Source organism: Spirosoma aerophilum, assembly GCF_054782495.1.
This window is the reverse complement of the sequence record NZ_BAAGSJ010000013.1, coordinates 1,074,644-1,101,308: the sequence shown is the minus strand read 5'-3', so window position 1 is coordinate 1,101,308 and position 26,665 is coordinate 1,074,644. Positions and strand designations below refer to the sequence as shown.

General features: G+C 46.5%; 22 protein-coding genes and 1 tRNA gene. 12 read left to right on the top strand and 11 right to left on the bottom strand.

What is annotated here, in order from left to right:
* Positions 1 to 74 precede the first annotated feature (74 nt).
* The 3 genes from ACYVK4_RS16070 to trhO all read right to left on the bottom strand — a co-directional run bounded on the left by ACYVK4_RS16070 (position 75) and on the right by trhO (position 2,764).
* On the bottom strand, positions 75 to 830 hold the full coding sequence (locus ACYVK4_RS16070) for a hypothetical protein (RefSeq protein ID WP_461128534.1): 756 nt from the start codon (positions 828 to 830) through the stop codon (positions 75 to 77).
* 11 nt (positions 831 to 841) lie between these two features.
* The gene (locus ACYVK4_RS16065) at positions 842 to 1,495 is read right to left on the bottom strand and encodes a glycosyltransferase family 2 protein (RefSeq protein WP_461128533.1); all 654 of its coding nucleotides are present in this window, start codon (positions 1,493 to 1,495) and stop codon (positions 842 to 844) included.
* Positions 1,496 to 1,798: 303 nt separating this feature from the next.
* Entirely contained in the window at positions 1,799 to 2,764 is a 966-nt protein-coding gene (gene trhO / locus ACYVK4_RS16060) for an oxygen-dependent tRNA uridine(34) hydroxylase TrhO (protein WP_461128532.1), read from the bottom strand.
* A gap of 210 nt (positions 2,765 to 2,974) precedes the next feature.
* On the opposite strand from trhO, the gene ACYVK4_RS16055 reads away from it, so the two are divergent.
* Both ACYVK4_RS16055 and ACYVK4_RS16050 read left to right on the top strand, forming a co-directional pair.
* Positions 2,975 to 3,613, top strand: coding sequence for a deoxynucleoside kinase (locus tag ACYVK4_RS16055; RefSeq protein ID WP_461128531.1), 639 nt, complete (start codon positions 2,975 to 2,977; stop codon positions 3,611 to 3,613).
* A 250-nt stretch (positions 3,614 to 3,863) separates the two neighbouring features.
* Positions 3,864 to 4,034 carry a hypothetical protein gene (locus ACYVK4_RS16050; RefSeq protein ID WP_461128530.1) on the top strand — a complete coding sequence of 57 codons (171 nt, stop codon included), beginning with the start codon at positions 3,864 to 3,866 and terminating at the stop codon, positions 4,032 to 4,034.
* 218 nt (positions 4,035 to 4,252) lie between these two features.
* Here the strand turns inward: ACYVK4_RS16050 and ACYVK4_RS16045 are convergent, their stop codons facing one another.
* Positions 4,253 to 6,607, bottom strand: coding sequence for a hypothetical protein (locus tag ACYVK4_RS16045; RefSeq protein WP_461128529.1), 2,355 nt, complete (start codon positions 6,605 to 6,607; stop codon positions 4,253 to 4,255).
* An 89-nt stretch (positions 6,608 to 6,696) separates the two neighbouring features.
* Here ACYVK4_RS16045 and ACYVK4_RS16040 point away from each other — a divergent pair, with 89 nt between their 5' ends.
* Entirely contained in the window at positions 6,697 to 7,902 is a 1,206-nt protein-coding gene (locus ACYVK4_RS16040; protein WP_461128528.1) for a DUF6371 domain-containing protein, read from the top strand.
* Between the two features lie 137 nt (positions 7,903 to 8,039).
* Complete coding sequence (locus ACYVK4_RS16035) at positions 8,040 to 8,657, top strand: arginine-tRNA-protein transferase (protein WP_461128527.1); 618 nt, start codon at positions 8,040 to 8,042, stop codon at positions 8,655 to 8,657.
* Between the two features lie 127 nt (positions 8,658 to 8,784).
* Here ACYVK4_RS16035 and ACYVK4_RS16030 read toward each other — a convergent pair whose 3' ends face one another.
* On the bottom strand, positions 8,785 to 9,453 hold the full coding sequence (locus tag ACYVK4_RS16030) for a TetR/AcrR family transcriptional regulator (protein ID WP_461128526.1): 669 nt from the start codon (positions 9,451 to 9,453) through the stop codon (positions 8,785 to 8,787).
* Positions 9,454 to 9,690: 237 nt separating this feature from the next.
* On the bottom strand, positions 9,691 to 10,254 hold the full coding sequence (locus ACYVK4_RS16025; protein ID WP_461128525.1) for an RNA polymerase sigma factor: 564 nt from the start codon (positions 10,252 to 10,254) through the stop codon (positions 9,691 to 9,693).
* Between the two features lie 458 nt (positions 10,255 to 10,712).
* Here ACYVK4_RS16025 and ACYVK4_RS16020 point away from each other — a divergent pair, with 458 nt between their 5' ends.
* Positions 10,713 to 10,979, top strand: a complete 267-nt coding sequence (locus tag ACYVK4_RS16020) for a hypothetical protein (RefSeq protein WP_461128524.1) — start codon at positions 10,713 to 10,715, stop codon at positions 10,977 to 10,979.
* 492 nt (positions 10,980 to 11,471) lie between these two features.
* Positions 11,472 to 11,867 (top strand): hypothetical protein, encoded by a 396-nt coding sequence (locus ACYVK4_RS16015; RefSeq protein WP_461128523.1) that lies wholly within the window; start codon positions 11,472 to 11,474, stop codon positions 11,865 to 11,867.
* Positions 11,868 to 12,008: 141 nt separating this feature from the next.
* On the opposite strand, the gene ACYVK4_RS16010 is transcribed toward ACYVK4_RS16015, so the two are convergent.
* Positions 12,009 to 12,082 (bottom strand) — tRNA-Met (locus tag ACYVK4_RS16010).
* A 116-nt stretch (positions 12,083 to 12,198) separates the two neighbouring features.
* Here ACYVK4_RS16010 and ACYVK4_RS16005 point away from each other — a divergent pair.
* The 5 genes from ACYVK4_RS16005 to ACYVK4_RS15985 all read left to right on the top strand — a co-directional run bounded on the left by ACYVK4_RS16005 (position 12,199) and on the right by ACYVK4_RS15985 (position 17,844).
* Positions 12,199 to 12,591: an START-like domain-containing protein gene (locus ACYVK4_RS16005; RefSeq protein WP_461128522.1), complete on the top strand. Its 393-nt coding sequence runs from the start codon at positions 12,199 to 12,201 to the stop codon at positions 12,589 to 12,591.
* A gap of 142 nt (positions 12,592 to 12,733) precedes the next feature.
* A complete protein-coding gene (locus ACYVK4_RS16000; protein ID WP_461128521.1) occupies positions 12,734 to 14,230 on the top strand; it encodes an LptF/LptG family permease in 1,497 nt (498 codons plus the stop codon).
* A gap of 123 nt (positions 14,231 to 14,353) precedes the next feature.
* Positions 14,354 to 14,629: a 30S ribosomal protein S15 gene (gene rpsO / locus ACYVK4_RS15995; RefSeq protein WP_012926579.1), complete on the top strand. Its 276-nt coding sequence runs from the start codon at positions 14,354 to 14,356 to the stop codon at positions 14,627 to 14,629.
* A gap of 149 nt (positions 14,630 to 14,778) precedes the next feature.
* Positions 14,779 to 16,905, top strand: a complete 2,127-nt coding sequence (gene pnp / locus ACYVK4_RS15990) for a polyribonucleotide nucleotidyltransferase (protein ID WP_461128520.1) — start codon at positions 14,779 to 14,781, stop codon at positions 16,903 to 16,905.
* A 75-nt stretch (positions 16,906 to 16,980) separates the two neighbouring features.
* Positions 16,981 to 17,844, top strand: coding sequence for a sigma-70 family RNA polymerase sigma factor (locus tag ACYVK4_RS15985; protein ID WP_191040105.1), 864 nt, complete (start codon positions 16,981 to 16,983; stop codon positions 17,842 to 17,844).
* A 228-nt stretch (positions 17,845 to 18,072) separates the two neighbouring features.
* On the opposite strand, the gene ACYVK4_RS15980 is transcribed toward ACYVK4_RS15985, so the two are convergent.
* The 4 genes from ACYVK4_RS15980 to ACYVK4_RS15965 all read right to left on the bottom strand — a co-directional run bounded on the left by ACYVK4_RS15980 (position 18,073) and on the right by ACYVK4_RS15965 (position 24,533).
* Positions 18,073 to 18,417: a hypothetical protein gene (locus tag ACYVK4_RS15980; RefSeq protein WP_461128519.1), complete on the bottom strand. Its 345-nt coding sequence runs from the start codon at positions 18,415 to 18,417 to the stop codon at positions 18,073 to 18,075.
* A gap of 65 nt (positions 18,418 to 18,482) precedes the next feature.
* On the bottom strand, positions 18,483 to 19,649 hold the full coding sequence (locus ACYVK4_RS15975; protein ID WP_461128518.1) for an HU domain-containing protein: 1,167 nt from the start codon (positions 19,647 to 19,649) through the stop codon (positions 18,483 to 18,485).
* Positions 19,650 to 19,669: 20 nt separating this feature from the next.
* Positions 19,670 to 21,352, bottom strand: a complete 1,683-nt coding sequence (locus ACYVK4_RS15970; protein WP_461128517.1) for a TonB-dependent receptor — start codon at positions 21,350 to 21,352, stop codon at positions 19,670 to 19,672.
* Positions 21,353 to 21,461: 109 nt separating this feature from the next.
* A complete protein-coding gene (locus ACYVK4_RS15965; RefSeq protein ID WP_461128516.1) occupies positions 21,462 to 24,533 on the bottom strand; it encodes a tetratricopeptide repeat protein in 3,072 nt (1,023 codons plus the stop codon).
* A 176-nt stretch (positions 24,534 to 24,709) separates the two neighbouring features.
* On the opposite strand from ACYVK4_RS15965, the gene ACYVK4_RS15960 reads away from it, so the two are divergent.
* Positions 24,710 to 26,566: a M61 family metallopeptidase gene (locus ACYVK4_RS15960; RefSeq protein WP_461128515.1), complete on the top strand. Its 1,857-nt coding sequence runs from the start codon at positions 24,710 to 24,712 to the stop codon at positions 26,564 to 26,566.
* Positions 26,567 to 26,665: the final 99 nt, after the last annotated feature.

Below are 26,665 nucleotides of genomic sequence, written 5' to 3'. Positions count from 1 at the left end.
TACTGGCAGGACTCGATGGTCGAGTCCTGCCAGTGAATCAAGCTATGGAGAAGGTATGAATCGAGCTAACTGATTCACTTGTGCCTGAACCAGCAATCAGTTCGGTCATTTTGATACCCTTTAAACAGGGTGTTCACCGGTGTTCCGTGAAATAGATGATCGTTATACCGGGTACGCATCAGGTAGTTAAAGGCCCCCATATCACCCGTATATGCGGTTTCGTTGTCGGTGTTATATGCCTGATGAATGGAACTGAGATCATTGATAAAGGGGTACATGATGGATGTGTTGCCCCCGATGATCCCACAGTTTAGCAGGGGAAATTTCGCGAAAGTTGCCTCATAAGCTGCATAATCGGCTATGCGGCTGCGCAAATGAGTGGCGTGGTCGGTCATCCATTCATTGTCCAGACATTTGTCTTCATCACCACAAAATAACGCCCCCGGATTGTCCAGAAAGAGCGGCTGACGAAAGGGATTGTTGAGGACAACCACATCGGAAATATCCGTAACGAAAAAGCTGTCTATCGAACTGGCGTACGTTTGTAAGAAATCCCGGTAGACCAGATACCGATACACATTGGGATTGAACTGTGTGTCGTGTGCGATCCGAACAAACTTGATGTATTCGCTTTCGTGCTGCCTGCAGGTTGCGTATGAGAGGTTGTTGTGAAACAATACCCCATGAAGGTTTAGGGACGAAATCGACTCGACCCAGCCTTTTACATGTTCGAAGGAATCATCCGGTAAGGTGTTTCTTCGGTTCACATCATAAACACCTGTTATGTGACAGGAGAGAATGAGTTTGTTTTGCCCAGAGAAGGTTAGCATAGCGAAGGGCATCAGGCAGCCACTGGCGCGTACTGTTTTTTCAGCGTGGAACAGATGCTGTTGGGCATGTTTCGGTAGTAGATATACGTTCGAAGATCAATCTTCCTGACTCGGAAGGATTGCGCTGCCCGCTCAAAGAACCGGGCATCAGCCGCATATTCATCCTGAAATGGGATTTTCCGGAAAACTTCCTTTCTGCCAAAAAGTGTCGCGAACAGAATACAGTCATCTACATGGATAAACTTTGTATGATCCTGTTTATCCGACACATAAAAATCATCTTCTGAATCAACGACGGTTTCTGTGGTGGAGGCAATCAAATCGGTATGGGCCATTTCCGTAAGGCAGGCCCTCAAATGATTGCTCTTATATTCATCATCGGCGTCCAGAATCGTAATAAATTCTCCGATACTGTTTAAGATACCCCGTCCGATCGACTTCGACTGTCCACAGTTGGTATGTCGCAGATATATTATTTTGTCCTCGAACCGTCTTGAATAGTTGAGGAGCCTGTTTTGTGGGTCGTTGTGACTGCCATCGTCAATGATAATGAGTTCGAAATCCTGAAAATCCTGATTAAGTACGGAGTCGATGGCTCTTTTTACTAAAAAGAAATCGGTGTTATAAACGGCCATGAGTACCGTCACTTTGACACTATGTTTCATCGGGTGGGTAGCTATTTACAGCTTTTGCAAATATAGCTACCTGATAGTATATCAACTTTAATAAATCGTAAATTTATGACAAGCGAAAATGAAACATCCTTTGTTAATTGAACTGAAACAGGCAAAAACGAACAGCCCGATAGAGATCCGAAAACATTCTCACAATTCGTAAAAGGATTAGTTAAGATAGATCCATAAAAAAGCCTGATGCTACTCTTGAAGAGAGGCATCAGGCTTTTAACTCAAGGATTCAACTCCCCAGAAACTGGAAAGCAGCCTGGAGGGGCGTCTGTGCAGGCAGACTTACATGTTGACCTCTACTCGTTGCCCCTGTCGACTTTTATAGCCCTGAATGGGAGAGTAGCTCTGGGTTTGTTTTCCATAATAGCCGGTACCGTCATAAGCCCGAAGATTGGGATCCTCTTTGCAGGCATCCGTACAGGTACCGCCATGTTCATGGCCGCAGTTTTCGCATATCGTCACGTGGTTATTACACAGCGGGCTGGCGCAGTTGATCATGCGGCTGGTAGGGGTTCCGCAGCGGAAACAAACCGATACTGTAACGGGGTTTATGTGGTTCACCGGAACCGTTACGCGGTTATCAAATACGTAACATTCTCCGTCAAAGTCCTCCCCGCCGGTTTCCAGGCCGTACCGGATAATGCCGCCATGTAGCTGGTAGACATTTTCGAATCCCTGGGCCAATAGGTAAGCCGATGCTTTTTCGCACTTGATGCCGCCCGTGCAATAGGTAATTATTTTCTTGTCGCGCAGATGATCAAGTTCATGAACATGGTCGGGGAGCTCACGAAGATTTTCCATAGCGAACGTGATGGCCCCTTTAAATTTACCGACCTCGTGTTCGTAATTCGACCGCATGTCCACCAGTACCACATCAGGGTCGTTCTTCAGCTTACGGAAATCTTCCGGTTCGAGATGAATACCTGTTTGCCGGAGGGGATCAACGGGCAGATCGGAATGAACGATTTCGGCTTTTACCCGAACGTGCAGTTTCTGAAATGTATGTCCGTCGCTTTCATCAATTTTAAAGGCAATACCGGCAAAACGGGGATCGGCCCGCAGCGCATCCATGTACGCTTCGCAGTCGGCGGTTAGCCCCGATACTGTCCCATTCAATCCCTCAGGTGCGACGATAATGCGGCCCAAAAGGTTGAGTTGCAGGCATAACAAATGATGTTCTTCCCGATATTGTTCGGGGTTCCCGATGGGCGAATAGATATAATATAAAAGGACGCGGTATGGTTTCATAGGTGCAAAAGCAAAAGATCAGTTCGATCTGACACTGCCAGGGAAAAAACAGCACTTAATCGTTCTTCGTTACAAAATTAAACCCAATTTGCGGAAATTTTTGCTTTCTAATGGGTAGAAGGTGAAATGCAGACAGACTGGAACATATATGAGAAAGTCATATAAGCCTTTATCTGCCCTGCCTCTATTTTTCTGTCCCAAACCCTTTTTATGCACATTGCGATTACTGGAAATATTGGTGCCGGCAAAACGACACTTGCCGAAAAGTTAGCCAAACATTATCATTGGGAGGTCTTGTACGAAGCTGTTGATGGGAACCCATATCTGGCTGATTTTTACGAAGATATGCCCCGATGGGCATTTAATTTACAGGTGTATTTTCTGAACAGTCGCTTTGCTCAGGTAAAACGCATCATTGATATCCAGCGGGAAAACCAGCGTGGAAACAAGCATCAGCATGCCGTGATTCAGGATCGAACGATCTATGAGGATGCTGCCATCTTTGCTCGAAATTTGTTTGAGAGTGGCGACATGATTGCCCGCGATTTCGACACTTACCACGAACTGTTTTCAAACATGACGAGTTTAGTGCGGCCACCGGATTTGATGATTTACCTGCGGGCGGGTTTACCCAAGTTGCTCCAGCAAATTAAGAAGCGGGGCCGGGTGTTTGAGCAGTCGATTAGCGATGAATACCTTCAGAATTTAAATCGTTTATATGAAGAATTTGCCGCTTCCTATCAATTGGGACCATTGTTGATCATCGATGTAAACGAAATTGATTTTGCTGCCAACGATGCTGATTTTACCGCTATCATTGGTCTGATTGAGAAGCAGTTAAATTTGTAAACGATTAAAAATAAGCAGCATTGAAATCCTTCCTATTACAAAAAAGTCGCTTCTCCATAAGAGAGAAGCGACGAGTGGTGTGGAGGGCGGAAAGTAGTATATACGATTAGTAGAGTATTTTGGATTTAAAAAATAATCAACTGAATATACCATCATTGATAGGCAGGATCTATTACCCTTTCAACCGGTATCGCCTTTGTATATGATCTTCAGGCAGGCAACTGCCGTAATAATAGAACCGACAGTAACTATGAAACCCCCATTTTATAAACACCCGATGGTATTAACTGTCTTTTCGGTTTTCCTGATTCTGGGTGCGTTTGGATTGGCAAAATATCACTTCATTTCGTTCGCTGTGCAGGGTATACTAACGGCAATCGCTGTTGGTATTCAGGTAATGCTTTATCGGCAAAAAAAATAGGGGTAAGTCAAGACAAGGTTAATGTGAGGAAACTGCACTCATTGATTCTCTGAAATCGCGTTACCATAATTGATTCAGGCAGTCATAAGTCTATTATAGCATAAGCTAACTTAACCCATTGATGTAATAAGCCCGGTTGGTTAAGTTCCAGCCGGGCTTATTTGTATCTTGAAAATACCTTTCGGTGAAACGCTACTCACTTGAACCGGATATCCTCATTATTTTTGAACAAGGCCTGCATACCCGGCGGGCGGGTTTACAGAACTGGCCATGTAAATCTGGCCCCGTTCAGAGGCCGGTATATCGAACCGAAACAGGTGGGCTGACGGTCCGTAGATCGTTGTTTTAAAAACGGTTCCGTTTAGTCCACCATTGGGCACGCGAATTAAATGGGTCGACGATTCGCCAAACCCCTGTTTTATTCCAATCAGAATATATACCGTATGTCCGCCGGTTTCATTCGCTTTCCAGCGGAGCATAGCTGCGGGTTTAGGCGGGTCCATTTTGCCGCTATGGTAGCCATGCGCCTGGGCCCCCGTATAAGCTACCCATTGAGTAGAACCGTTCATTTTTACTTCTGGGTCTTCAATCAGTGTAGACCCGGCAAACCAGGATTCCAGGGGCTGCATATCCGCTCTTGCCTGGTAAACAGACGTATATGGATGGAGGAAATGCTGGTAACTGTCAACACCTGACAATCGCACGGACGAACCCGATGGGAAAATATGAACTCCCCATCCGGGTTCATCTCCGGCAAAAAAACGGGTAACCATGTAGCGGGAATAGGCCAGATAGGGAGCCTGCCAAACTTTGGGAACATCGCCATTCTCTTTTGCTATGCGCTCCGTTTTAAGGTGAGGGAAGGGTACCCTGGCTGCCGTTGTGTTGCCAAACACCCCGTCAACAACGCCCGCCGTGTTGTCTTCATAAACGGGTTCCCACATGCGTATGATCGGGTGGGGCTTTCCATATTTCCGAACCATAAAATCCCGGTTCATTTGAAGAAACCCTTTTTCGTCGGCAACAATATCCCATGGTTTTATAGCTGTCCACAGGTCGGAATATGTTTTTTTTGTTGGATTCTTCATCCAGATTTCTCTAAAATCAGCCCCCGATATATCAAAATGGAAGAGGTAATAATACCCCATCATGATATCTTCGTTCTCGTATTGGCTACCCTTAAGGACATATGTAGCGGTACCGCCGTTGGGTCGCCTGAGGGTAATTGTGCCGTCTGGCTTACCCCCGATATAACGTACATCAGGGAAGCTTTCTAGAAAGGGAGTCATGTTGGTAAGGGCATCCAGATTGGGCTGCCCCTGATACATGCTGGGGCCATAACTAAGCTTCACACCCGGTCGGGCCCGTTCACGAACCAAAGCAAACAGAAGTGCAACCCGGTTGCCTCGTCTGACATTCTGCTCCCGTTCCATTAGCCCTTGAGCATCAAGTTCTTCGAGGGAGCGGGTTTTCCCATCGAACTCACAAATGATTCGTTTCTTTTTGCGGGACTCCCAGGCGGGAAAAAAGCGAGTGCCGGTGTAGGAGCTTTTACTCCAGTAATTGCTCGTTTCAATGTCGAAGGCACCAATGCCGACACTATTATCCGGACCATTGCCGCCTAAGGCCGGAATCCGGTTGTAAATGTAAGTATAGTACTCCTGTAAGGACGATTCAAAGTAGCCAGCTCCTTCCAATTCTCCGTGAATACCGGATTCTGTCATGTATAAAAACCCGTCTCCAAAGGCCAATTCCTGTTTTTGAGCCTCGTTTAAACTACTCAGCTGAAAAAGGTTTTCGCCTACGGCTCTTCGGGCCGCAATACCCCGTTCACCGGCAAAATCAACGCTGAATTTGAAGTTGTCGCTATAGATTTTCTCCCCAAATTGCTCAGGGTGAAACTGACCGGCGGGTTCTGGTCTGTAAGCGTTCAGTAGCTGAACGCCCGAGCGGCTTCCTGGTTTTCCTGCGGGCAGGGTGGGGGGAGCGGATGGTGGGGGGGCAACTGGCTTTTGTGTTGGTAATGACGGTTGACCAGGTGGTGTCTGTTGTTGAGTGAGTGGGTGGATTGGCTCGTAATAAGTTGCCCCGTCCGGAAAGTTTTTCCTGACATAGCCTGCAGGTACACCCACCCCTTCCGGTTCATACAAACCATCCAGGTTTGTGTTCCCGCCAGATAGCTGCCCTCTCAGTCGAACAAAATCTGATTGAACATCGGGCCGGGTGAGGAGGTTAGCCCCGCGCAGGAGAAATCGCCCTGCTCCAACTTCCTCTGTCAGATACAGTTTATTGTTAAACGACCGCACCACGAGCGGATGACCCTGTAAGGTGCCAACGACTTGTTTATCATATAGCAAATTAGGATTTCGGGAGGTAGAAGCCGGATTGCGCGACGGAGTGGGAAGCGTATCACCTGTATTGGTAGTGGTTGACTGGCCAGACAGTTGAACCGTACGATCACGTTCAGTTTCCAGCAATAAACTTGCCCGGACGTTTGAGAGCGAGAATGCAAACGGTGTTACCGAAAGGCAACTTAAAAAAAATAGCACGACTTTGACGTGAATGGATGTCATTGCTGAAGGGTGAGCGTTAAATGAATGTTAAGTGCTTTTATTATACAGGTACATATAGTTGTTAAGCGCAAATGGTATATTTTTGATACATGGCCGCTACAACGTTTCGTTATCAGCTACCGAAAAAGGCAATTAAAATAGATTGCCCCCAATGCGGACCCAGGCACCGCAAAACACTTAGCCGTTACATCGATAGCCTGACCGGTGAACCACTTCCCGAACAATATGGCCGTTGTGATCGGGAAAGTAACTGTGGTTACCATCTGAATCCCTATCAGAAAGAGGCTTCAGGTTTATCGTATGTTGACCAGATAAAAGCGCAAAACAGCGTCGGCCCCATTCCGAAAGGTTGGTTTAGGATTGCCGCTAAACAAATGTATAACGGTGATTCAAGGCAGGACGTTATAGCCAGTTTAGTGAAAAATGAACAGGCAACACTGGAACAAGCCGAACGGGTAGCCAACTACCTGTTTGATAAACGAACTGCCCCGCCAGTCAGTTTAACATTAAGTCAGCAGACCCCACTGGTTACCATTCCGGAAGATGTTCTGAATCAATCGCTAAGCCATTATGAACACAACCAACTTGCCTGGTTATTACGACGTCATTTTGGTATTTCAGTGGCCGATGTCTTGCTGAAACGATTTAATATTGGCACGTCCAGTCGTTGGCCTGGGGCGTGTGTATTCTGGTTTATCGACGAACATCAACGCATACGGGGAGGGCAAATCAAGCTGTTTGACGACACCTTTCATACCGTTAAGTATGAAGTGAAAGATGGCGAAAAGCGCAGTCGGACCACGTGGGTTCATTCCGCATATGCCCGCCGTTGTGACCAGCAGCAATTACCGTATCCTGATTGGTTGACTGTGTATCTGGACGAGCGGAATGATGTGCAGAAATCACCCTGTCTGTTTGGTCTACCCCAATTACTAACTGCCCCCCCCGATCAGCCTGTTGCCATTGTTGAAGCCCCGAAAACAGCTATCATCGCAACTCCTTACTTCCCGGGCTTCGTTTGGCTTGCGGTTGGAGCACTTTCGTACCTTAATGCCGACCGCCTGGCACCGCTGCGAGGGCGAAAGATTGAATTGTTTCCGGATCTGTCAAAAGATGGCAGTGCCTTTGACCGATGGAATCGAGTAGCGGGGGACCTTTTATCTCAGGGTTTCCAAATAACCGTATCAACGTATCTGGAGGATAATGCCACCGTTGAGGAACGAGAGGCAGGGTTAGATCTGGCTGATTTTTTGCTTGAGCAGTGGAAGGAATATCCCCCCGGCTGGGATGAATAAGTCAGGATTATGACTGTATATTTTTCGATATTAATTTTATTGATGTCGCCATTTTTAGCAGCTGAATCTAGTCAGTAGAAAACCGGATAATGAGAGGGAATAAGTTAGATCTATACCTGAGTAAGGGCTATTTTCGAATGCAACAGGAGGTTTTCACCTGCTTCGCTGTGCTGTTTGAGAATAAAGTTTGCCCGGTTCACTGGTTGCGGATTACATTGGCGAATGTCACCTATGGAAAAGAGCAACAGCGGTTATTCCGAATTAACGGCCATTTTTCAACATCGGTCAAGCGCCTGGTCATCTCTGAAGAGATGCGAAATCTGTATGCTACATATAAAGAAGCGATAAATTTTGACGCTCCCGAATCAGTCGAATCCTGTCTGCTCAATGGAGCCGCTTACAATGTGTTCGAAACCTATGCTGTCGAAATTCGGGATGGAAACACTCTAATCGCAGTCGGTATTTTCGATGCAGGTACGCAAACAATTGCCGGGATCATGAATTTTTATCACCCCGCCTATCGAAAGCACAGTTTAGGTAAATACCTGATGATGGTAAAAATAAACTATGCCCGTTCAGCGCATAAAACCTACTACTATCCAGGCTATCTCGCGAGTAATTACGCTAAGTTTGATTACAAGTTGTTCCCATGTGTGGCAGCCACTGAGGTATATGATGCCAACCGGGATAAATGGTATCCATTCTCTTGGGAAACCGTAAATATTCTTTCTGAAGAGATTATGGCCGGCCATTAGATGCCGCTTCCGGTGAAGATGAAAAGTGCAATAAAAAAATAAAGGTCGAAGCGTTTCTCCGACCTTTATCAATATGGGGGGGCAATGATACGCACAGGAATTGTACCTCTTATGGGTAGTGCCTTAATTACTGCATCAGGAATTTTACTTCGGCAGGTTTTAAACTAAACTTCGTGGTGGGGGAGTCTGCTGCCATCTTAGCCAGAGCCGTGTAGATCATTTTAACAGCTTTTTCAACTCTAAGCCAATCGGTTTCATCACGAAGATGAAGGCCAATCGCGGATCGATCAAGTTGAGCCAGCACAGTTAAATAAGATAATCCGCCCAGCACAACGGCTGATATTGCATCATGGTCGCTTCCTTCAACAAAAGAAAGTTGGTTTACCAGATTAGCAAGCTCGCTATCTATTGAACTGCTCACTACATTGGCCATAACACTATCACCCTGAACGGCTGTTTTAAGTAGTTCACGGGCAGTGGGAGAGGCTCTCATCGTTCGGAATAACTGCAGGGCGTTATTGGACCATGTGGCTGCCAGGTCTTTTTCCTGAGTGGGTCGAATTTGTTCTAACCATCCAGAGTTGTAATGAGGGATGATTCGCCCCATTTTTATATAGTACTCCAAAAGGCCATCCAGGTTGCCGAAATACCGATAAATCAGCACCTTACTTACATTAGCTTTTTCGGCAAGTAGTGTAATATTAATTCCGTCAGTACCCTGTTCAGCTAATAATTGCTCTAAAGCTGTGATGATACGCTCTGTCGTTTCGGCTCGGTTACGTTTGTTTTTTTCCAAAATCAGTTGATAAAGCGTTTATTATACCAGTCCAGAATAAACTGATAAATGACCAAATAGTTGTTTCACATGTGAAATCCTGTCCAAATTTGAGGAATTCAATCACATTATTTTTCGAAACAAGTAATTAACTTAACTTTCCTACTGACTGCTTAACTATTTATTGGTTTTAGAAACGTATTTATTAATAAAACAATACTATTCGTTTCATCAAGCCCGCTAACGAACGTAACTGCTTCACTTTACTATAGTTGACGTGGTCACCCGAGAACAGAGACGCTGGAGTTTTTCGCGTGACCGCTTGAGCCGCATCTTCACTGTGCTAAGTTTTAAATCGAGTTTGACGGCAATCTGCTCAAGACTCATTCCTTGTTGGTACTTCATTCGGAGTAAATTAACATCCCCCTCAGGAAGATGTTTTAACGCTTCGGTAAGCATGTGCAACCGTTCTTCAAGAGGTTCGCTCTCATCCAAATCAAGGAGTTGATCGGCCTGCTTGTCGTCAAGTGAAGACATTGGCAACCGATTAGACCGCTTGATCTGATCCATGCAGTAATTAAATGAAATGGAATATAGCCAGGTGGAAAAGGAAGAGCGTTCCTGAAAATGATCCAGACTACCAAACGTCCGGATGAATATATCCTGCGTGAAATCCTGTGCTTTCTCTGAATCCTTAGTAATGGATAAACACCGGTTATAAACCTTCCCTACATAGCGGTTGTATAGTGTTTCAAAGCATACGCTGGGATTGGTGCTAAAGTGTTGTCTAATTAGTTCTTCGTCGTTAAGTAGTGCTTTCATAGCCGTTTGAATGGTATTAGTTGGTTAATTATTTTAGATTACCCACTAGTAAAACAAAAGTGTTAGTAAAAATTAAATAAAGTAAACATAATTCGATGAAATGAATGTTTTTCACGTTTTTTGGTAATATGTATTAAGATTTATTTGTATGGTTACTACTATAATATACACATTTGACGGATACAAAATAGACAAATTAGCGCTTCATATGGAGGTGATCGACTAAAATATCCCAATAAAGCGAGAAAAGAGCAAATGAATACATTCACTTATAAGTTAATGAAATCTTTTAATAATGAACCTAATATGCCAAATAATAAATAGGTAATTTATCTTAGATATAATTTGTATATTTGTTATAACCTAAAATGGAAGAATAAATGATTATAACATCTACATATCCCCAACCTGGCGTTTATCAGTATTCTTATCCCACTTTTGTTGACAAACCTCAACTTATGAGTGTTCATTTTATCACGGCCGATGAGCAACATGCCTTTGTTTCGTATCTTGATCAGCGTTCAAAAAAAAGAGCTCAACTGGTTCCACTTAGCTGGTTCGATTCTGTGAGTTTGGTCAAATTGGCTCAGCAGTCTCAACTCATGCATTTTCTGGAAGTAATAGTTCCAAAACTACTGCATCGGGATGGGCCAACTTTAGTTCTCGTGAATTCGTCACAAACTGAAATCGAAACCTATTCGGTTGAAGCCTTACAGGCCGCTTAATGTCATTCATTTCATTCCTGCCTTGTTTTTTAGGGGGCCAAGTAAGGTCATCTCCTGGAAAATAATAAGAAAAGCTTCACCAATAACGGCTTAAGTCGTTATTGGTGAAGCTTTATACGTTGAGATGGAAAAAAGAGGACTTGAGCAGGGAGCAACCTTAAAACTATCTTTGTAGCTAAATTTTTTCAATAGTATAAGGTCGAAAGTAGTAATTGATCGAAGATTTTACTAGTCCTATATCAATCAAAATCTGTTCTCCATTTTTAAAAAATAAATCTGATTTTAGTATGTATTAGTTAACAAAACGGTTCATGTTAACTTACTTATAAATTGATAATTAAATAGTTTTCAAATAACTCACAATTGACTCATCCAGACTAAATTTAATTAAAACACATCTCCTATATTACCTAGCTCTAAATATTACTCTCTATCTTGCCGATAGTTAATATTCTGATTAGCAGATATTTATTCATCGTAGATAAGTTTATAATGATTCGTTATTTAACGAAAGATGATGTTTATTACTCCCTCAATGACGTTACAAACTGGTTATATCAACAGGACATACTGACGAACGATCAGCGAGAGCAATTCAATTTTAAATGCCGGGCGTATATGGCCGCTACGCTGGATAATGCCTACAAGGAGCAGCGGGTCTTCAACCACGTAGAACCGGTTATTCTTCCGATTCAGGATTATTTCATTCACTGGATCATATGGGCGAATCTGTTGATGCTACTGCCAGAAGATGCAGGCAAGCACCCCTACGTGCACCGGTTGAACCTCTTGCTGGACAATCCGGAAACTGTTTATATATTTTCTGAAGTGAAGCCGGGGATCAAGCTTGTTTGTTTGGATGATCAACTAAAACTGGCTGCCTTGTAAAAGGTATTTCAGTGTTCGGCCGGTAACGATTCCCACAGCCGGGTCTGCCGGATAGCATCCTTTGCAAAACGTTAATGCCTACGTTTGGAGGGCATAAAAAAAGCCGAATTAATTGATGTACAATTAATTCGGCTTTAACCGTAGCGGGGAGCAGGATCGAACTGCCGACCTTAGGGTTATGAATCCTACGCTCTAACCATCTGAGCTACCCCGCCGTTTGATTTCACAAAAGTAGTGAAGATTACTCGTAAACCAAAAATAGTCGTTGACTTTCGCAAAAAAAATCGTTTACCTTTGCCAAGGTCCCCCCTTATTAAAAAGGTGATGAAATATGGAGAAATTTAAGTTTATTGCCGAATACGAACTTCGTGCATCTCCCAAAATGCTATTTCCTTACATCAGCACAGCGTCTGGTTTGTCGCAGTGGTTTGCCAGTAAGGTAAATACAATGCCAGAGCAACGGTTTGACTTCCAGTGGGATAATGAGAGTCACATTGCCCGACAAGTATCCATGCGGCAAAACAAAGGCGTTCGATTTGAATTCCTCGATACGGCTGAAAACGGTAATGACAATAATTATGTTGACTTCCGGGTCGATCAGAGCGAACTTACCCAGTCAACTTTTTTACGGGTAACCGATTACTCGTCTACCAACGACGAAGAGGAGCTTCAGGATCTCTGGGATGGACTCATGTATAAGCTCAAAGAGATCGTTGGGAGTTAAAAATAGTTAACGACGAATCAGAAATGAACTTCTGCCAGCCCAACCAACGTAATAGGTGTAGCGTAGTTCAGGGAATTCATTGACTATTTGGATGGCCCGCTATGTGCTCATACAAGCGGCTCCGCCTGTGCGGTACAAAAGAATGAAGAAGATAGACAAACTAGTACTCGGCTCATTTTGGGGGCCGTTTTTTTTAACCCTTGGCGTCGTCATCTTTATATTTCTGATGCGACTGCTCATGTTTTATATTGACGAGTTCGTTTCCAAAGATCTTGATTTGGCCACGTTTGGCCGCCTGCTTTTTTATTTTGCCCTGTTAACGATTCCGACGGCCCTTCCTTTGGCCGTTCTCCTTTCCTCCTTAATGACGTTTGGGAATTTAGGCGAGTTCTTTGAGTTGACAGCCCTGAAAAGTGCTGGTATTTCGCTCACTCGTGCCATGCAACCGTTGCTTATTGTGGCTGTCGGTATAAGCGCTTTCTCATTTTGGTTTAACAACTCGGTAGCTCCCTGGGCAAATCTTAAAGGCTATAGTCTCCTGTATGATATAAAAACTGCAAAAGCGACTTTAAATTTAAAGGAAGGTATCTTCTATAATGACTTACCCGGCTATAGTATTAAGGTAGATCGTAAAGTGAAGGCGGGTGAAAACAGTACAACGGGCGATCTGCTCAAAGGCCTTGTTATCTATAAGCACCCCATAAGCGGTATCGAATCAGGTAATCGAGAGATCATTCTGGCCGACTCCGGGCGTATGTATACGGATAAGGACCGAACATATCTTGTATTCCAGCTCTTTAACGGAAACGATTATCAGGAATACTCGGACAACAGTATCAGCTACGCCAGTACAGGAAACGGACCATCCGCCCAGGGAGCACAATTCATGCGGAATGGGTTTAAGGACTATCGACTCGTAATTAGTCTGGAGTCGTTTGGGATCAAACGGACGGATGAGAATCAGTTTGAGTATCATGAATACATGAAAGATCTTAAGCAGCTGTCTGCTCTGACCGACTCGTTACGTAAAGATTACAAAACAACAAGTTTGAGTGTTGCAGGCAACTCACGCCAGTATTATAACTACCAGTTCAAATCGGATGTTGTCCTTAAACAAGAGAAGGTAACGGCTGGTAAATGGCTGGACTCACTGCTCAGTAAGCAGACATTCAGCACGCCCGAACTGGCACAGGCCGCCCTGAGTCAGGCACAAAATATTCTATCCTATTCAACGTCCAACGTAACGTATCTTAACGAAAAGGAAAAGAACGTATGGCGGTATCAGTTGGAAAGCCATCATAAGTTCACTCAGGCCATATCGGTCTTCGTCATGTTTCTGATTGGCGCATCGATGGGTGCCATCATCAAAAAAGGCGGATTTGGACTACCAGTCCTGATTGCTATCGTCTTCTTTATTTTCCTGTACGTACTAACCATTGCTGGCGATAAATACGCTAAAGATGGTTTGTTGTGGGTGCCTGTTGGAGCCTGGCTGGCAAATATTATCCTGTTTCCCCTCGGATTGTTGTTGATGCAGCGCGCCCGACACGATTCACGGCTGTTTGATAAAGATGTCTATGTTATCGCCTGGGAACTATTGAAAAAAAGATTTGACAAGGGGGGAAAGTTGGCAAGTTAGAAAGTGGCTGACGTACATGAGCAGTCCAGACTACAGCCACTAACCGACTAACTTGCGAACTTTAAACATTTTTAACTATCTTTGCACCCGAATTCATTAATTTAAACAATAAGCTGTCTGCAGATGTATCTAACGACCGAAAAAAAACAGGAGATATTCTCCACCTCGGGTCACGCCAAAAGTGCTACTGACACCGGGTCGGCCGAATCCCAGATCGCGCTTTTTACCTATCGGATCAGTCATTTAACTGAGCACCTTAAAGTTCACAAGCACGATTACGGCACTCAACTGGGTCTTTTGAAATTAGTTGGTAAGCGTCGTCGCCTGCTGAACTATCTTCTTAAAAAGGATATCACACGTTACCGGGCTATTCTGGCCGCGCTGGGTCTCCGGAAGTAATTGGGTAACCCCACAAAAAGGGAATCTGCTAACAGTAGATTCCCTCATTTTTGTTGTTTCTATCTAGAGAAATAACAAATAAACAAAGGTAAGCTTACAGGCTACCGAGCGGTTTAAAGCTGTAAGAGGACGTATTCAAAATCTGCTGTATGTTTGAAATCACCACGCAATCCGTTGCGCTGCCCGACGGGCGGGAAATTACCATCGAAACCGGCAAACTGGCCCGCCAGGCCGACGGAGCGGTGGTTGTTCGCTTAGGCGACACCATGCTGTTAGCCACAGTAGTATCCAGTAAAGACGCCAAGGAAGGCGTTGATTTTCTCCCGTTATCCGTTGATTATCAGGAAAAATTTGCGTCAGCTGGCCGTATTCCGGGCAGCTTCCAACGTCGCGAAGGTCGCCTGGGCGATCACGAAATTCTGATTAGTCGCCTGGTTGACCGCGCTTTGCGGCCCATTTTCCCCGATAATTACCATGCCGATACGCAGGTGATGATCACGTTGATTTCGGCCGATCCCGAAGTTCAGCCTGATGCATTGGCTGCCCTGGCCGCTTCATCAGCACTTGCCGTATCCAATATCCCATTTAACGGACCGATCTCCGAAGTACGCGTAGCCAAAATTGATGGGCAGTACAAGATCAACCCAAAAACATCTGAACTGGAACGCGCAACGATCGACCTGATTGTGGCCGCTACAGCAAAAGATATTTGTATGGTGGAAGGTGAAATGGACGAATGTTCAGAAGCCGAAGTTGTGGAAGCACTTAAAGTTGCGCACGAAGCCATTAAAGTACAATGCCAGGCTCAGAAAGAGCTTGAAGCCAAAGTTGGCAAGACGGAAAAGCGGGAGTACAACCACGAAACGCACGACGAAGATCTGCGGGCTGCTGTTCGGGCCGCTACGTACGACAAAATATATGAGGTAGCGCTTCGGCAAAATCCAAGCAAAAAAGGCCGTTCGGACGGATTCAAAGCCGTTCGTGATGAATACCTGGCGTCGTTTCCTGAAGGAGCCGAAGTAAACGTAGGTTTGATCAAGACGTACTTCCACGATCTGGAGTGGGAAGCTTCCCGCCGTCTGGTACTGGATGAACGCACACGTTTGGATGGCCGTAAGCTGGATCAGATTCGTCAGATCTCGGCTGAAGTTGGTTACCTGCCAGGCCCTCACGGTTCAGCTCTGTTCACTCGGGGTGAAACACAATCGTTGACGACCGTTACGCTGGGTACCAAAACCGACGAGCAGATTGTTGACCAGACAATGTTCCAGGGATACAGCAAATTCCTGTTGCACTATAATTTCCCAGGCTTTTCAACCGGTGAGGTTAAACCAAACCGTGGGGCGGGTCGGCGCGAAATTGGTCACGGTAATCTGGCCCACCGTTCTCTGAAGAAGGTGTTGCCACCGGCTGAAGAAAACCCTTATACCATCCGGATTGTATCCGACATTCTGGAGTCGAACGGCTCGTCGTCGATGGCTACGGTTTGTGCTGGTACCATGGCCCTCATGGATGCCGGTGTCAAGATCAAAGCCCCCGTTGCCGGTATTGCCATGGGATTGATCTCTGACGGAGACAAATATGCCGTTCTATCGGATATTCTGGGTGATGAAGATCACCTGGGCGATATGGACTTCAAAGTTACAGGAACCGAAAAAGGTATTGTTGCCTGCCAGATGGACCTTAAAGTAGATGGTCTATCGTATGAAGTATTGGCACAGGCACTGGAGCAGGCCCGTGTTGGCCGGTTGCATATCCTGGGCGAAATGAAAAAGGGTATTGCTGACGTTCGTGCTGACCTGAAACCACATGCACCACGTGCTATGGTGATCAAGATTGACACTAACCAAATCGGTGCCGTTATCGGACCCGGTGGTAAGGTTGTTCAGGATATCCAGAAAGATTCGGGTGCTGTTGTTAACATCGACGAGCACGACAATGCCGGTTGGGTCAGCATCTTTGCTACCAGCAAAGAAAGCATGGACAAAGCGGTATCTCGTGTAAAAGGTATCGTGGCTGTACCGGAAGTTGGCGAAACGTATGTCGGCAAAGTGAAAACGATTCAGCCTTTTGGTGCCTTCGTTGAATTCATGCCGGGTAAAGACGGACTTTTGCACATTTCCGAGATTAAGTGGGAGCGCCTTGAAACCATGGATGGCGTCTTGCAGGTAGGTGAGGAGATAACTGTAAAGTTGATCGATGTGGACAAAAAGACCGGAAAGTACCGTTTATCGCGTAAAGTTTTGCTGCCGAAGCCAGAGAACAAAAATGCGTAAGTCATTGTTACTTTTTCGTGTAATGCCACGTCATACGACTGCGTTATATAGTCACTCCACCGGGGACAACGGATTATGAGACAGCTAAAAATTTCAAAACAGATAACCAACCGCGAGAGCCAGTCGTTAGACAAGTACTTGCAGGAGATTGGTAAAGTGGACTTGCTTACCCCCGATGAGGAGGTAACGCTGGCCCAAAAAATTCGGGACGGTGACCAATTGTCGCTGGAACGATTAACAAAAGCAAACTTACGTTTCGTCGTATCCGTAGCTAAACAGTATCAGAACCAGGGGCTTTCACTAGGCGACCTGATCAACGAAGGGAACCTGGGCCTGATTAAAGCTGCGCAGCGATTTGACGAAACGCGTGGATTTAAATTTATCTCTTACGCTGTTTGGTGGATTCGCCAGTCTATTTTACAGGCGCTGGCCGAACAGTCCCGTATTGTTCGTCTGCCGCTGAACCGGGTAGGTTCATTGAACAAGATTTCGAAAACGTTCTCGGATCTGGAGCAGAAGTTTGAGCGGGAGCCATCCCCCGAAGAACTGGCTGCCGTTCTTGAGATTTCAGCAGCAGAAGTTGTTGATACGCTCAAAATATCCGGTCGTCACGTGTCGATGGATGCCCCATTTGTGCAGGGTGAAGAAAATAGTCTGCTTGATGTACTTGAGAATGATGGCGAAGACAAACCGGATTCCGGTCTGATCAACGATTCATTGCGGAAGGAAGTACAACGGGCACTTTCCACACTGACCCAGCGTGAGGCTGACGTGATTACCCTCTACTTTGGTCTGAATGGCGAGCACGCTATGACGCTTGAGGAGATTGGGGAAAAGTTTAATTTAACCCGCGAACGGGTTCGGCAGATAAAAGAAAAAGCCATTCGTCGCCTGCGCCACACCTCACGGTCGAAAGCGTTGAAGACGTATTTGGGTTAAGATTCCTGTTTGTATGTGTGCAGAACGGCTCCTTCGAAAGTTGGAGCCTTTTTGTTTTAAATGCTTAAGTAGAATTAGAAATAGTTTTTAACCAAAGAGGGACAAAGAACACATAGCTTAAAAGATTGATTTGTCGAAATTTAAGCTCTGTGCTCTTTGTGCCTCTTTGGTTAAATTATTTTTTCTCAAATCTTCACTGCCTTCCCTGGCATTCAGGTTAAAGCCGCTCTATTTCCACAATACTGATACCAGAATAATTGAAATCGCCAGTAGTAGCTGAACAGCCACTTTACCGGTAAAGGGCTGACCAAAGTGAATCGGGTATAAAATGGCCCCTACAAAAACACCGGTTACGAAGAACAAAAACCGATTGGACCACATGGAACCGTTGAACCCTTCCACACCATACTTCGATGCGGTTATCCAGAGCCAGGTACACCCGATGGCCAGCAGATAAGGAATAGGGGAACGAATCCATTTATCGGATTTAAATTGCCAGTACATGATGTACCAATGGCCAACAGACCCAATCAGGAAGAGTAAAATTGCGGTAAGTATTTTTGAATAGTTCATTCGGATAACGACACAACAAAAAAGGACAGCCGCTCAAGCTGTCCTTTTTTTATAGGAAAAAGAGATTAGTTCTTATAGATCCAAGCCTCAGAACCGATCAACTCGCTGATGGTCGTCATACTGGCAACGGCTTCCTCCCGTACGGCAGAGCCGGAAGCAGCAACCTTATACAACTGACCTTTTTGCTCAGGCATGATAATAAAAGCGTCCGTATAACCGGCCTTCTTTAATTTTCTACGTAAACCCAACGCATTCCGCTTGCTGGAGAAACTTCCAGCAATAACTGTAAAATAGGGCGTTGTACGAACTGCCTTTACAGCGGGGGTTGCTTTGTTAACAGGGGATGTTGCTTTAACAGCTTCCAATTTTAAAACAGGCGCTGCTTCGGTCTTCGTTTTACTTTCTACGGTTGGTGATGCAACGGCTTCTGCTGGTATTTCTACAGGAGCAGGGAGTGAAGTCACCGGTTTTGTTGCTGGCTGGACCACTTCAACGGCCTCAACAGGTGGTTTTATCGAAACGGCCTCCGGTTTGCTAATCTGCTCCACAGGTGCCGACTTCGCAAAGAATGAAGCAGGAATATGAAAGAGATTGGCTGGATCAAGACTGCTTTGGAGGGGTTGCCCCGGATTAATAACCGAAAAGTAACTGAAAACACCAAGCGAACCGATCAAAAGCGCAGCGGCTGCCACACGCCAGTAAGGTCGCGCCGGACGATAGGGTGTCAAGGTTGTGTCTTCATCACGAACCAAAACGGGGCCAAGGGCGGTCACCGGAACGGCGTCAAGCGATGGTTCTAGCTTAGGTTGCTGATTGACTAATTGAGCAGTCAACGCGCTCATACCATACGCTTCGCCAAAAAAGTTATGCCGAAGACTGGGATCGAACTGTAAACGACCTTCGTCATTGTAGCTAAATGTACCAATACCATCCAAATCAAAACGGCCCTCCACTGAAATGTTCTGCCGTAGTTCTGTCACAAATTGACTAATATGTTTCTGAGCTGCCTCGCGGGTAACGGGCTCATGAAGCATGATATAATTCGACAGAATACCATCGTCGAAACGAAGAGCTTCATTGAAGGCAACTCGTTTACGGGGGGGGAGGTACAGAGCGTTGGATTCCGTAAAAGACGCTGGCTGGTAATGTGTCAGGAAAGCTCCCAATTCAGGAACAACCACACAGTCATACTGATACAGCAACTTTTTGAGGTAGTCTTTTACGGCAGCCATAGTGTGCTTCGGTGGTGAGATTAAAACGAATAACTGATTCCTCCGAGAAAGTTAAGCCCTTGTGTCTGATAATACAAATACCGTTGGTAATTCTGCCCGAAGATATTATTAAGCGAAACGAAAGCTGAGATCTGTTTTCCTAAGAAATAGTCAATTTTGACGTTCGCGTCGTAAATGGGTTTTAGCGTGTAGACAACCCCAGACGTGAAATTCTTGTTTTTTATCCCCTGATAAAAATACAAATCAGCAGTGACAAATAATTTTTTGTTCAAAATGTACGAATTGCTCCAGGTAGCGGCTACCTGTGGACGGCCCCAGGCTTCCTCAAGCCGGCCGAGCCCATACGTAAAGTAGTCAGCTTTCAACGCCGAACGAAATTTGTCTTTTTGGGCATAAGCCAGCTGACCCGATACGGTCAGGACATTTGAAATGCCGCCATCATACAAAACGAAGAATTTTGTCGTGTCCGGGTAGGTGTTGTTGAAGGTCGAGAAGTTACGGTAGCGAGCGTAAGAAACTTTTCCTTCGTATGAGAATCCACCACCCAGATTACCTTTAGAACCACCGTAAATATCCCATGACTTAACAGTGTTAACCAATAACACTTGCGGGCCAAGCCACTTATTTTCAGTTAGTAACGTGCGGAGTGTGTTTCGGTTGATATCACCATCAACACCGGCAAAAATGTGAATGTTTCCGGTCGGCACTACATCAATATCGAGAACCGGAAAAGCCCGTGTGTCATTTATATTCTGGCGCTGGTCAGTTTGGTTTACCGCGTTGATACCCGCTGTGATGGTGAATAAGGTGGATGTGTACTTAAACGTGGGCTTCACGCGGAACAGGTTCCGGTTGTCTACGATGGACCCGTCAGAACGCTGCGTAACGTAAGCATCGGCCGCTATCAGTGCAAAAAAGTTATCCGAAATACCTACAGATGCGTTCAGGTTGGTTCCCCAATCTGTTTCGGATGCATTGAAGCGGTCGCTCAGCGAGGTGATGCCTGTTTTAAGCGAATAGTCGATTGCATTCTCCGAATTAGCATTTTCTATGCCCAGCTTGACATTAAGCGTATTGAGTCGTTGCTTGATCAGATCGGGGTTAAACGATGGCTGAGCGGCATATTCCCGGCTGTATCCGTAAAAATTATAGGTGTTCCGGTCGAAACCCAAATCCGCCTGTAATTTGAAGGCATCGGCAAGGTACTTGCCCGTTACCCGCACCCGCGTATCGCTTTGTGCCGAATTTTTTCCGTCGACCGGGCCAATGGCCGACGACAAGTGACGGACGGACCCTTCCAGGGCGAGATTTGATAAGTTGTTGATGCCGACGTACCCTTCGCCCAGGAACGAACTGTAATTACCAGCACCCAGCTTTACGTAATTATTGTAGGCTGGTGTTTCGTCCGGTTGAGTGGTGGACGGGGCCAATACGCCGGGCGTAATTTTAGGATCGCCGATGGTTAATTTTCGATCCTCAAATTCATAGGTCAATTTCCGCTGGTCGGCCGATTGTTTTATCGAAGGTATTTTATTGAAAATCCGATTGGCGGGAGCCAGTTCTATTTTTCGGCTCTTTTCAACGGTAATTTCCTGATTATCTACCTCGCCTTCTTTAACAGGACGTGTTGGCTTTGGCTGTTGAGCGAACAAGAGCGTCGAACAGGAAAGCAGGCTGAGGGTAAGTAAGGGGCGTACGATCATAGTGAAGCGTGAAAAGTAGTGAAGAATGAAGCCTGTAGAGTGTGAAATAAATAGCCCTTGAATAAATTGACTACCTGGCCACTCGTCATTAGTCATTCTTCACTCTTCATTAATTTTTAGACTCCAGCGTGGCCAGCTTTTGTTTGGCTTCGGCAACGATGGTTTGGTCGGATGAGTTTTCGATAATGGAGTTAAGAACGGCTTTGGCTTGAGCGGGTTCATTCAGGGCGACGTTGTTGTCAGCCACCAGAATGAAGGCTTTGCCTTTCCAGTATTCAAAATCGCTGAACTGCTCGTTGAACTTGAGCAGGGTCGTGACGGACTCCTTGTACTTTTTCTGCCGGTACAAAATATCACCGAGATAATATTGCGCTTCGGCACCACTAATGTCTTTGGCAAGAGCAATAGTTTTCTCAAAATCAGCCTGAGCTGTTTTATAGTCGTTCTTAGCCAGCGCTACTTTACCCAGCATCAGCTGTGCCCGGTTCTGAGCACCCGGAACGACACTACCCCCGGCAGCAATATCCCGGGCAATCGTGGCGGCAGAATCGAGTTTAGGAAACAAATAGTACGTATCCATTAGACCCAACTGGGCGGTAACCTGTTCGGCTTTGTTGCTGGCTCGGCTCTGAATGATCTGGTAGTTGCGAACCGCTCTGGGGTAATTTTTCTGTTTTACTTCCAGGTCTGCTGCCCGGGTAGCTGCCCGAACCAGGTAGTCCGATTTGTTGTCGGCAACCACCATATTGTAGTAGCGGAGTGCGTTGGGGGCATCGTCGGTTTGGCGATATGATTCAGCCAGGTAATAACGGGCTTCATTGATGCTTGGGCTCGCTGGGTATTCTTGCATAAAGGCCAGGAACGACTGAATGGCCTGTTGGTACTTGCCGTTTGAATAGATATCGCGTGCGTTATCAAATTGAACACGCTCAACGTCCGTGCTACCCGGGTTACCCTTTTTATACTGGCCCAGTACCTGCGAGAATTCTTCTGGCCGTCCGGCATCATTTAAGGTGTTCTGAATGCCAAGCAACGCACTCTGTGCCTGATCAGAATTGCCGTAATTGTCCAGAATACGCTTGTAATCAGCCACTGCCGGATCGTATTGCTGAACATTACCATAAGCAATAGCCCGTTTCAGCAAGGCTGCCGGTATGAGCGCGCTGTTGGGTTTGTCCTGAATGAGTTTAGTGTATCCCTGAATGGCCAGCTGATACGACCCTTTCTCGAAGTCGACATTTGCTTTTTGAAGCAAAGATTCATCGACGAAGCGTGAGTTCGGATATTGCCGCTGTACCTGATCAAACTGCGCTTTTGCTTCGGTATCGCGACCAACGTAACTTAGAATCACCGCTTTTTGGTAGGAAGCATAATCCTTGTCCGGGGCATTCTGCGCGATAGCCTGATCGTAACTCCGGAGGGCGTTTTCATATTGCTTGGCCGAAAAATACGTGTCGGCAAGCCGGATCGTTGCATCATAAAGTTGTGCCTGCCAGTCGGAAGTGCCTCCGCGACTCACAAAATCGCGGAAATATGGCATGGCCCGCGTGTAATCCTTTTTGTTGAAGTAGGCATAGCCCAGGCCGTAGAGGCTTTTGGTAGCGTAGTTTCCCGAGCCCGATTTGGCAATACTCGCATAGAGCGGAATGGCCGTATCGAATTGCTTTCCTGCCGAGTAGGCTTCGGCTTTCCAGAACTGAGCCGCCTGTTGCAACTCGTTGTCGACGGGAAATTTTAGCGACTTATCCAGATTTGCCACGGCTTGCGGGTAGCGCTCGGCATTGTAATCATTGACACCCTGGTTGTAGGTCAGTCGCTGATAGGTTGCGTTGATCTTTGGTGTTCGGCGTTTCAGGCCTTCAATGTAGGCGATGGCGGCCGGGTAGTTATTGGACGCATAATACGCTTCTCCAACCAGTTCGTTGGCTTCATTCTCAAACTTACTATCTGGATACTGCTTCAGAAAAGCGGTCAGTTCTTTAACGGCCTCGGCTCCGTTATTCTGGTCCAGTTGAAGCTTGGCGTGGTTGAAGCGGGCTTCTTCCTGTATTTCCCGGTTAAACGACAGCCGACCAGCCTGATCAAAGGCGGTTAGCGCATACGTTGGATTTTGCGTTTGCAGGTAGCTCACGCCCAGCGTGTAGGCCGCGTACTGCGCCGTGGTGTCTTTGCCGCCCGAGAGCGATTTAAGCTGGGTGATGGCGTCATTGTAGGCCCCGGTGCGGAAGAGTGACTGTCCATATCGGAACTTAACAGCGCCGGGCGTTTTGGCCCCGGCAGAATTAATGTACTGTTTGTAATACGGAATCGCTTTCGCAAACTGGTTTTCCTGGTAAAAAACTTCGGCGGTAAACAGGGCCACTTCGTTCATGCCAGCGCCATTGTTCCGTTTGAGCAGGGGTTCGGTGTAGCTCAGCAGCTCATCGAACCGACGTTGCCGGTACAGGGCCTGGGCAATCCAGCCCGGTACCTGATTCTGGTAAATAGGATTGTTTTCGACCCGCCGGAAATCAGCAACCGCTTCGTTATAGTTTCGGTTGCGGAAGTTGATCACCCCGGCATAATACGATGCCGCTGGCGCATCGGGCGACGAAGGGTCTACTTTCACCGCATTCAGCAAGGGTAGGGCCTTCTGTAAATCCTGAGTATTGTAATAGGAGAGGGCTAACTGATATTTATAGGCCGTTTGCTGAGTCGTGCTGCCTCCCTGGGCGACTGCTTTTTCCAAAAAGTCGATGGCTTTCGCGTAATCCTGCCGGGTATAATAGTACGTACCCAGATCCCCGTAAAGCTGTCCGGCTTTTGGATGCTGACTGTGGTTTTTAACAAAACGATCGGCAAGCAGCTCCGCTCCCGGCTCATCGATATACAGGCTGGTCAGGGCAATATAGTATTCGGCTTCCACCGCATTCTGGTCGCCTGTGTTGAGCAGCGTTTGAGAGCCATCGCCCCGACGGGGTTCCAGGTATTGCCGGAACTCATAACGCGAGGCTGCGTAATTAGCCTTTTCAAAAAGCTCGAGGCCATTCCGATAATGATAATCAGGTTCTGAATGGCTTTGCGTACGCTGGGCTAAAGCCGGCAGGATAGTAAGCAACCCAAGGGTCAGGGAAAAGAGCAGCCGACTGAAGGAGGGGCGGAGCAAGGTATAATGACCCGGTTGGGTGGATGAATAGGGCATAGAGAAATAATTTGTCAATGTTCCAGGGGACTGGTTCCATGAATTGCCGTACCGGTAAAAACACGAAACATTAAACCTGAAACTACTTTTTGTCTGGAATGCGTCGTAGTTTCGCTGATAAATTGACAAATATCACGTCAATTCTGGACAAAAAACGAAGGTATTCCTGTTTCCGTATGAAAAAAAACGCCCGGCTTCTGTATTTACTTACTGTCTGGACATTTTTTATTCCATTTTCATCAACTGCTACCCCTCTCCCGGCCGACGAGGAAACCCCTCCGGCACCCTCACCAACGGTAACGTATGTGCTCTCGATGCCCGAGCCACAGACCCACTATTTTGAGGTAGAAATGCAATTGAAAAATGTGGCAGCTGCCACAAATGCGAAAAAAAATGGCTATCTGGACATCAAAATGCCCGTTTGGACACCGGGCTCTTACCTGATTCGCGAATACGCCAAAAATGTTGAAGGCTTTACCGCGACTGCCGGTGGTAAGACCGTTGTCAGTGATAAAATCCGCAAGAATGCCTGGCGGGTCTTTACATCCGACGATAACGTAACCGTCCGGTACCGGGTATATGCCAATGAACTTACCGTACGGACCAGTTTCGTGGATGCCGACCACGGCTACGTAACCCCGGCCGGTATGTTCATGTACCACGATGCACTGAAAAATATTCCCCTTCGTCTGGTAGTTCAACCCTACAAAGCCTGGAAAAACGTGGCCACGGGACTCGATCCGGTAGAGGGGCAAGCCTACACGTACGAAGCCCCTGATTTCGATTTGCTGGTCGATTCGCCCATCGAGATCGGCAATCACAAGACGTTTACCTTTACGGCGTCCAACATACCGCACACGGTAGCTATGTTTGGCGAAGTAGACTATAACGAGCAACGGCTGGCCACCGATTACAAGCGGGTGTGTGAAGCAGCCGCTTCGGTGGTTGGCGAACATCCTTGCAAACACTATACGTTTATCGTTCACCATATCCCACCGGGAGGGGGCGGACTTGAGCACCTAAACTCTACAACCCTCGAAACGACGCGCAACGCCTATGCTACTGAAGCGAACTACAAACGCTTTCTGTCACTAGTAGCTCACGAATATTTCCATTTATGGAATGTGAAGCGCATTCGCCCCGTAGCCCTCGGGCCGTTCGACTATGAGAACGAAAACTACACGCACATGCTTTGGCTGTCGGAAGGCTGTACGTCGTTCTACCAGGAATATATCCTGCGGAGAGCGGGGTTTCATTCGCCGGAGGCTTACCTGAACCTTGTCGCCAGCAGCATTACCGATATTGAAAACCAGCCGGGTACCCGCGTACAGTCGGCGGCTGAGTCGAGCTGGGATGCGTGGATCAAAGGATACCGGCCCAACGAAAATTCAGCTAACACAACCATTTCGTACTATAGCAAGGGCAGCGTTCTGGGCTCACTGTTAAATCTGGCGATACTGGCCGGAAGCAACGGCGAACGCAGCATGGACGATTTGCTCCGGCTCCTGTATGCTGAATACTACAAAAAACAGAAGCGTGGTTTTACAGACGATGAGTTTCGGAAGGCGGCCGAGCAGGTGGCGGGCCGCAAACTCGATGACTTTTTTAACATTGGCGTCAACACCGCAGAGCCCATTAACTACAATGCCTATTTTGAGCCAGTAGGCGTTAAATTGGTGAACGTAGCGGCTAAAACACAAGATGGTTTTCTGGGGGCGGCTTCATCACCGGCCAACGGAAAATCAACTATTACCAGTGTTCGCCGTGGATCAGCCGCCTATACAGACGGTCTGAACGTTGGCGACGAGGTTATTTCGATCGATGGCGTTCGGGTTGGCGATGACCTTCTGCGGTTTGTGAGTGGTCGGCGAGTTGGCGACAAGATCAATGTGCTGGTTAACCGGGCTGGTTTCCTGCGTGAAATTCCCGTCACCCTGACCCAGAACCCACTCGCCAGCTACCGACTGGAGCCAGTGGATAACCCAACTGCTGCCCAAAAAGCACTTTACAACAAGTGGTTGTACATAAAGTAAACGGATAGAGTGCGGCATTTCTTTTGCCCTTCCTAAAAGCAGGCCCGGTAGATTATCGGGCCTGCTTTGTTTTTAATTTTACTGCCAGACCTTTACGCC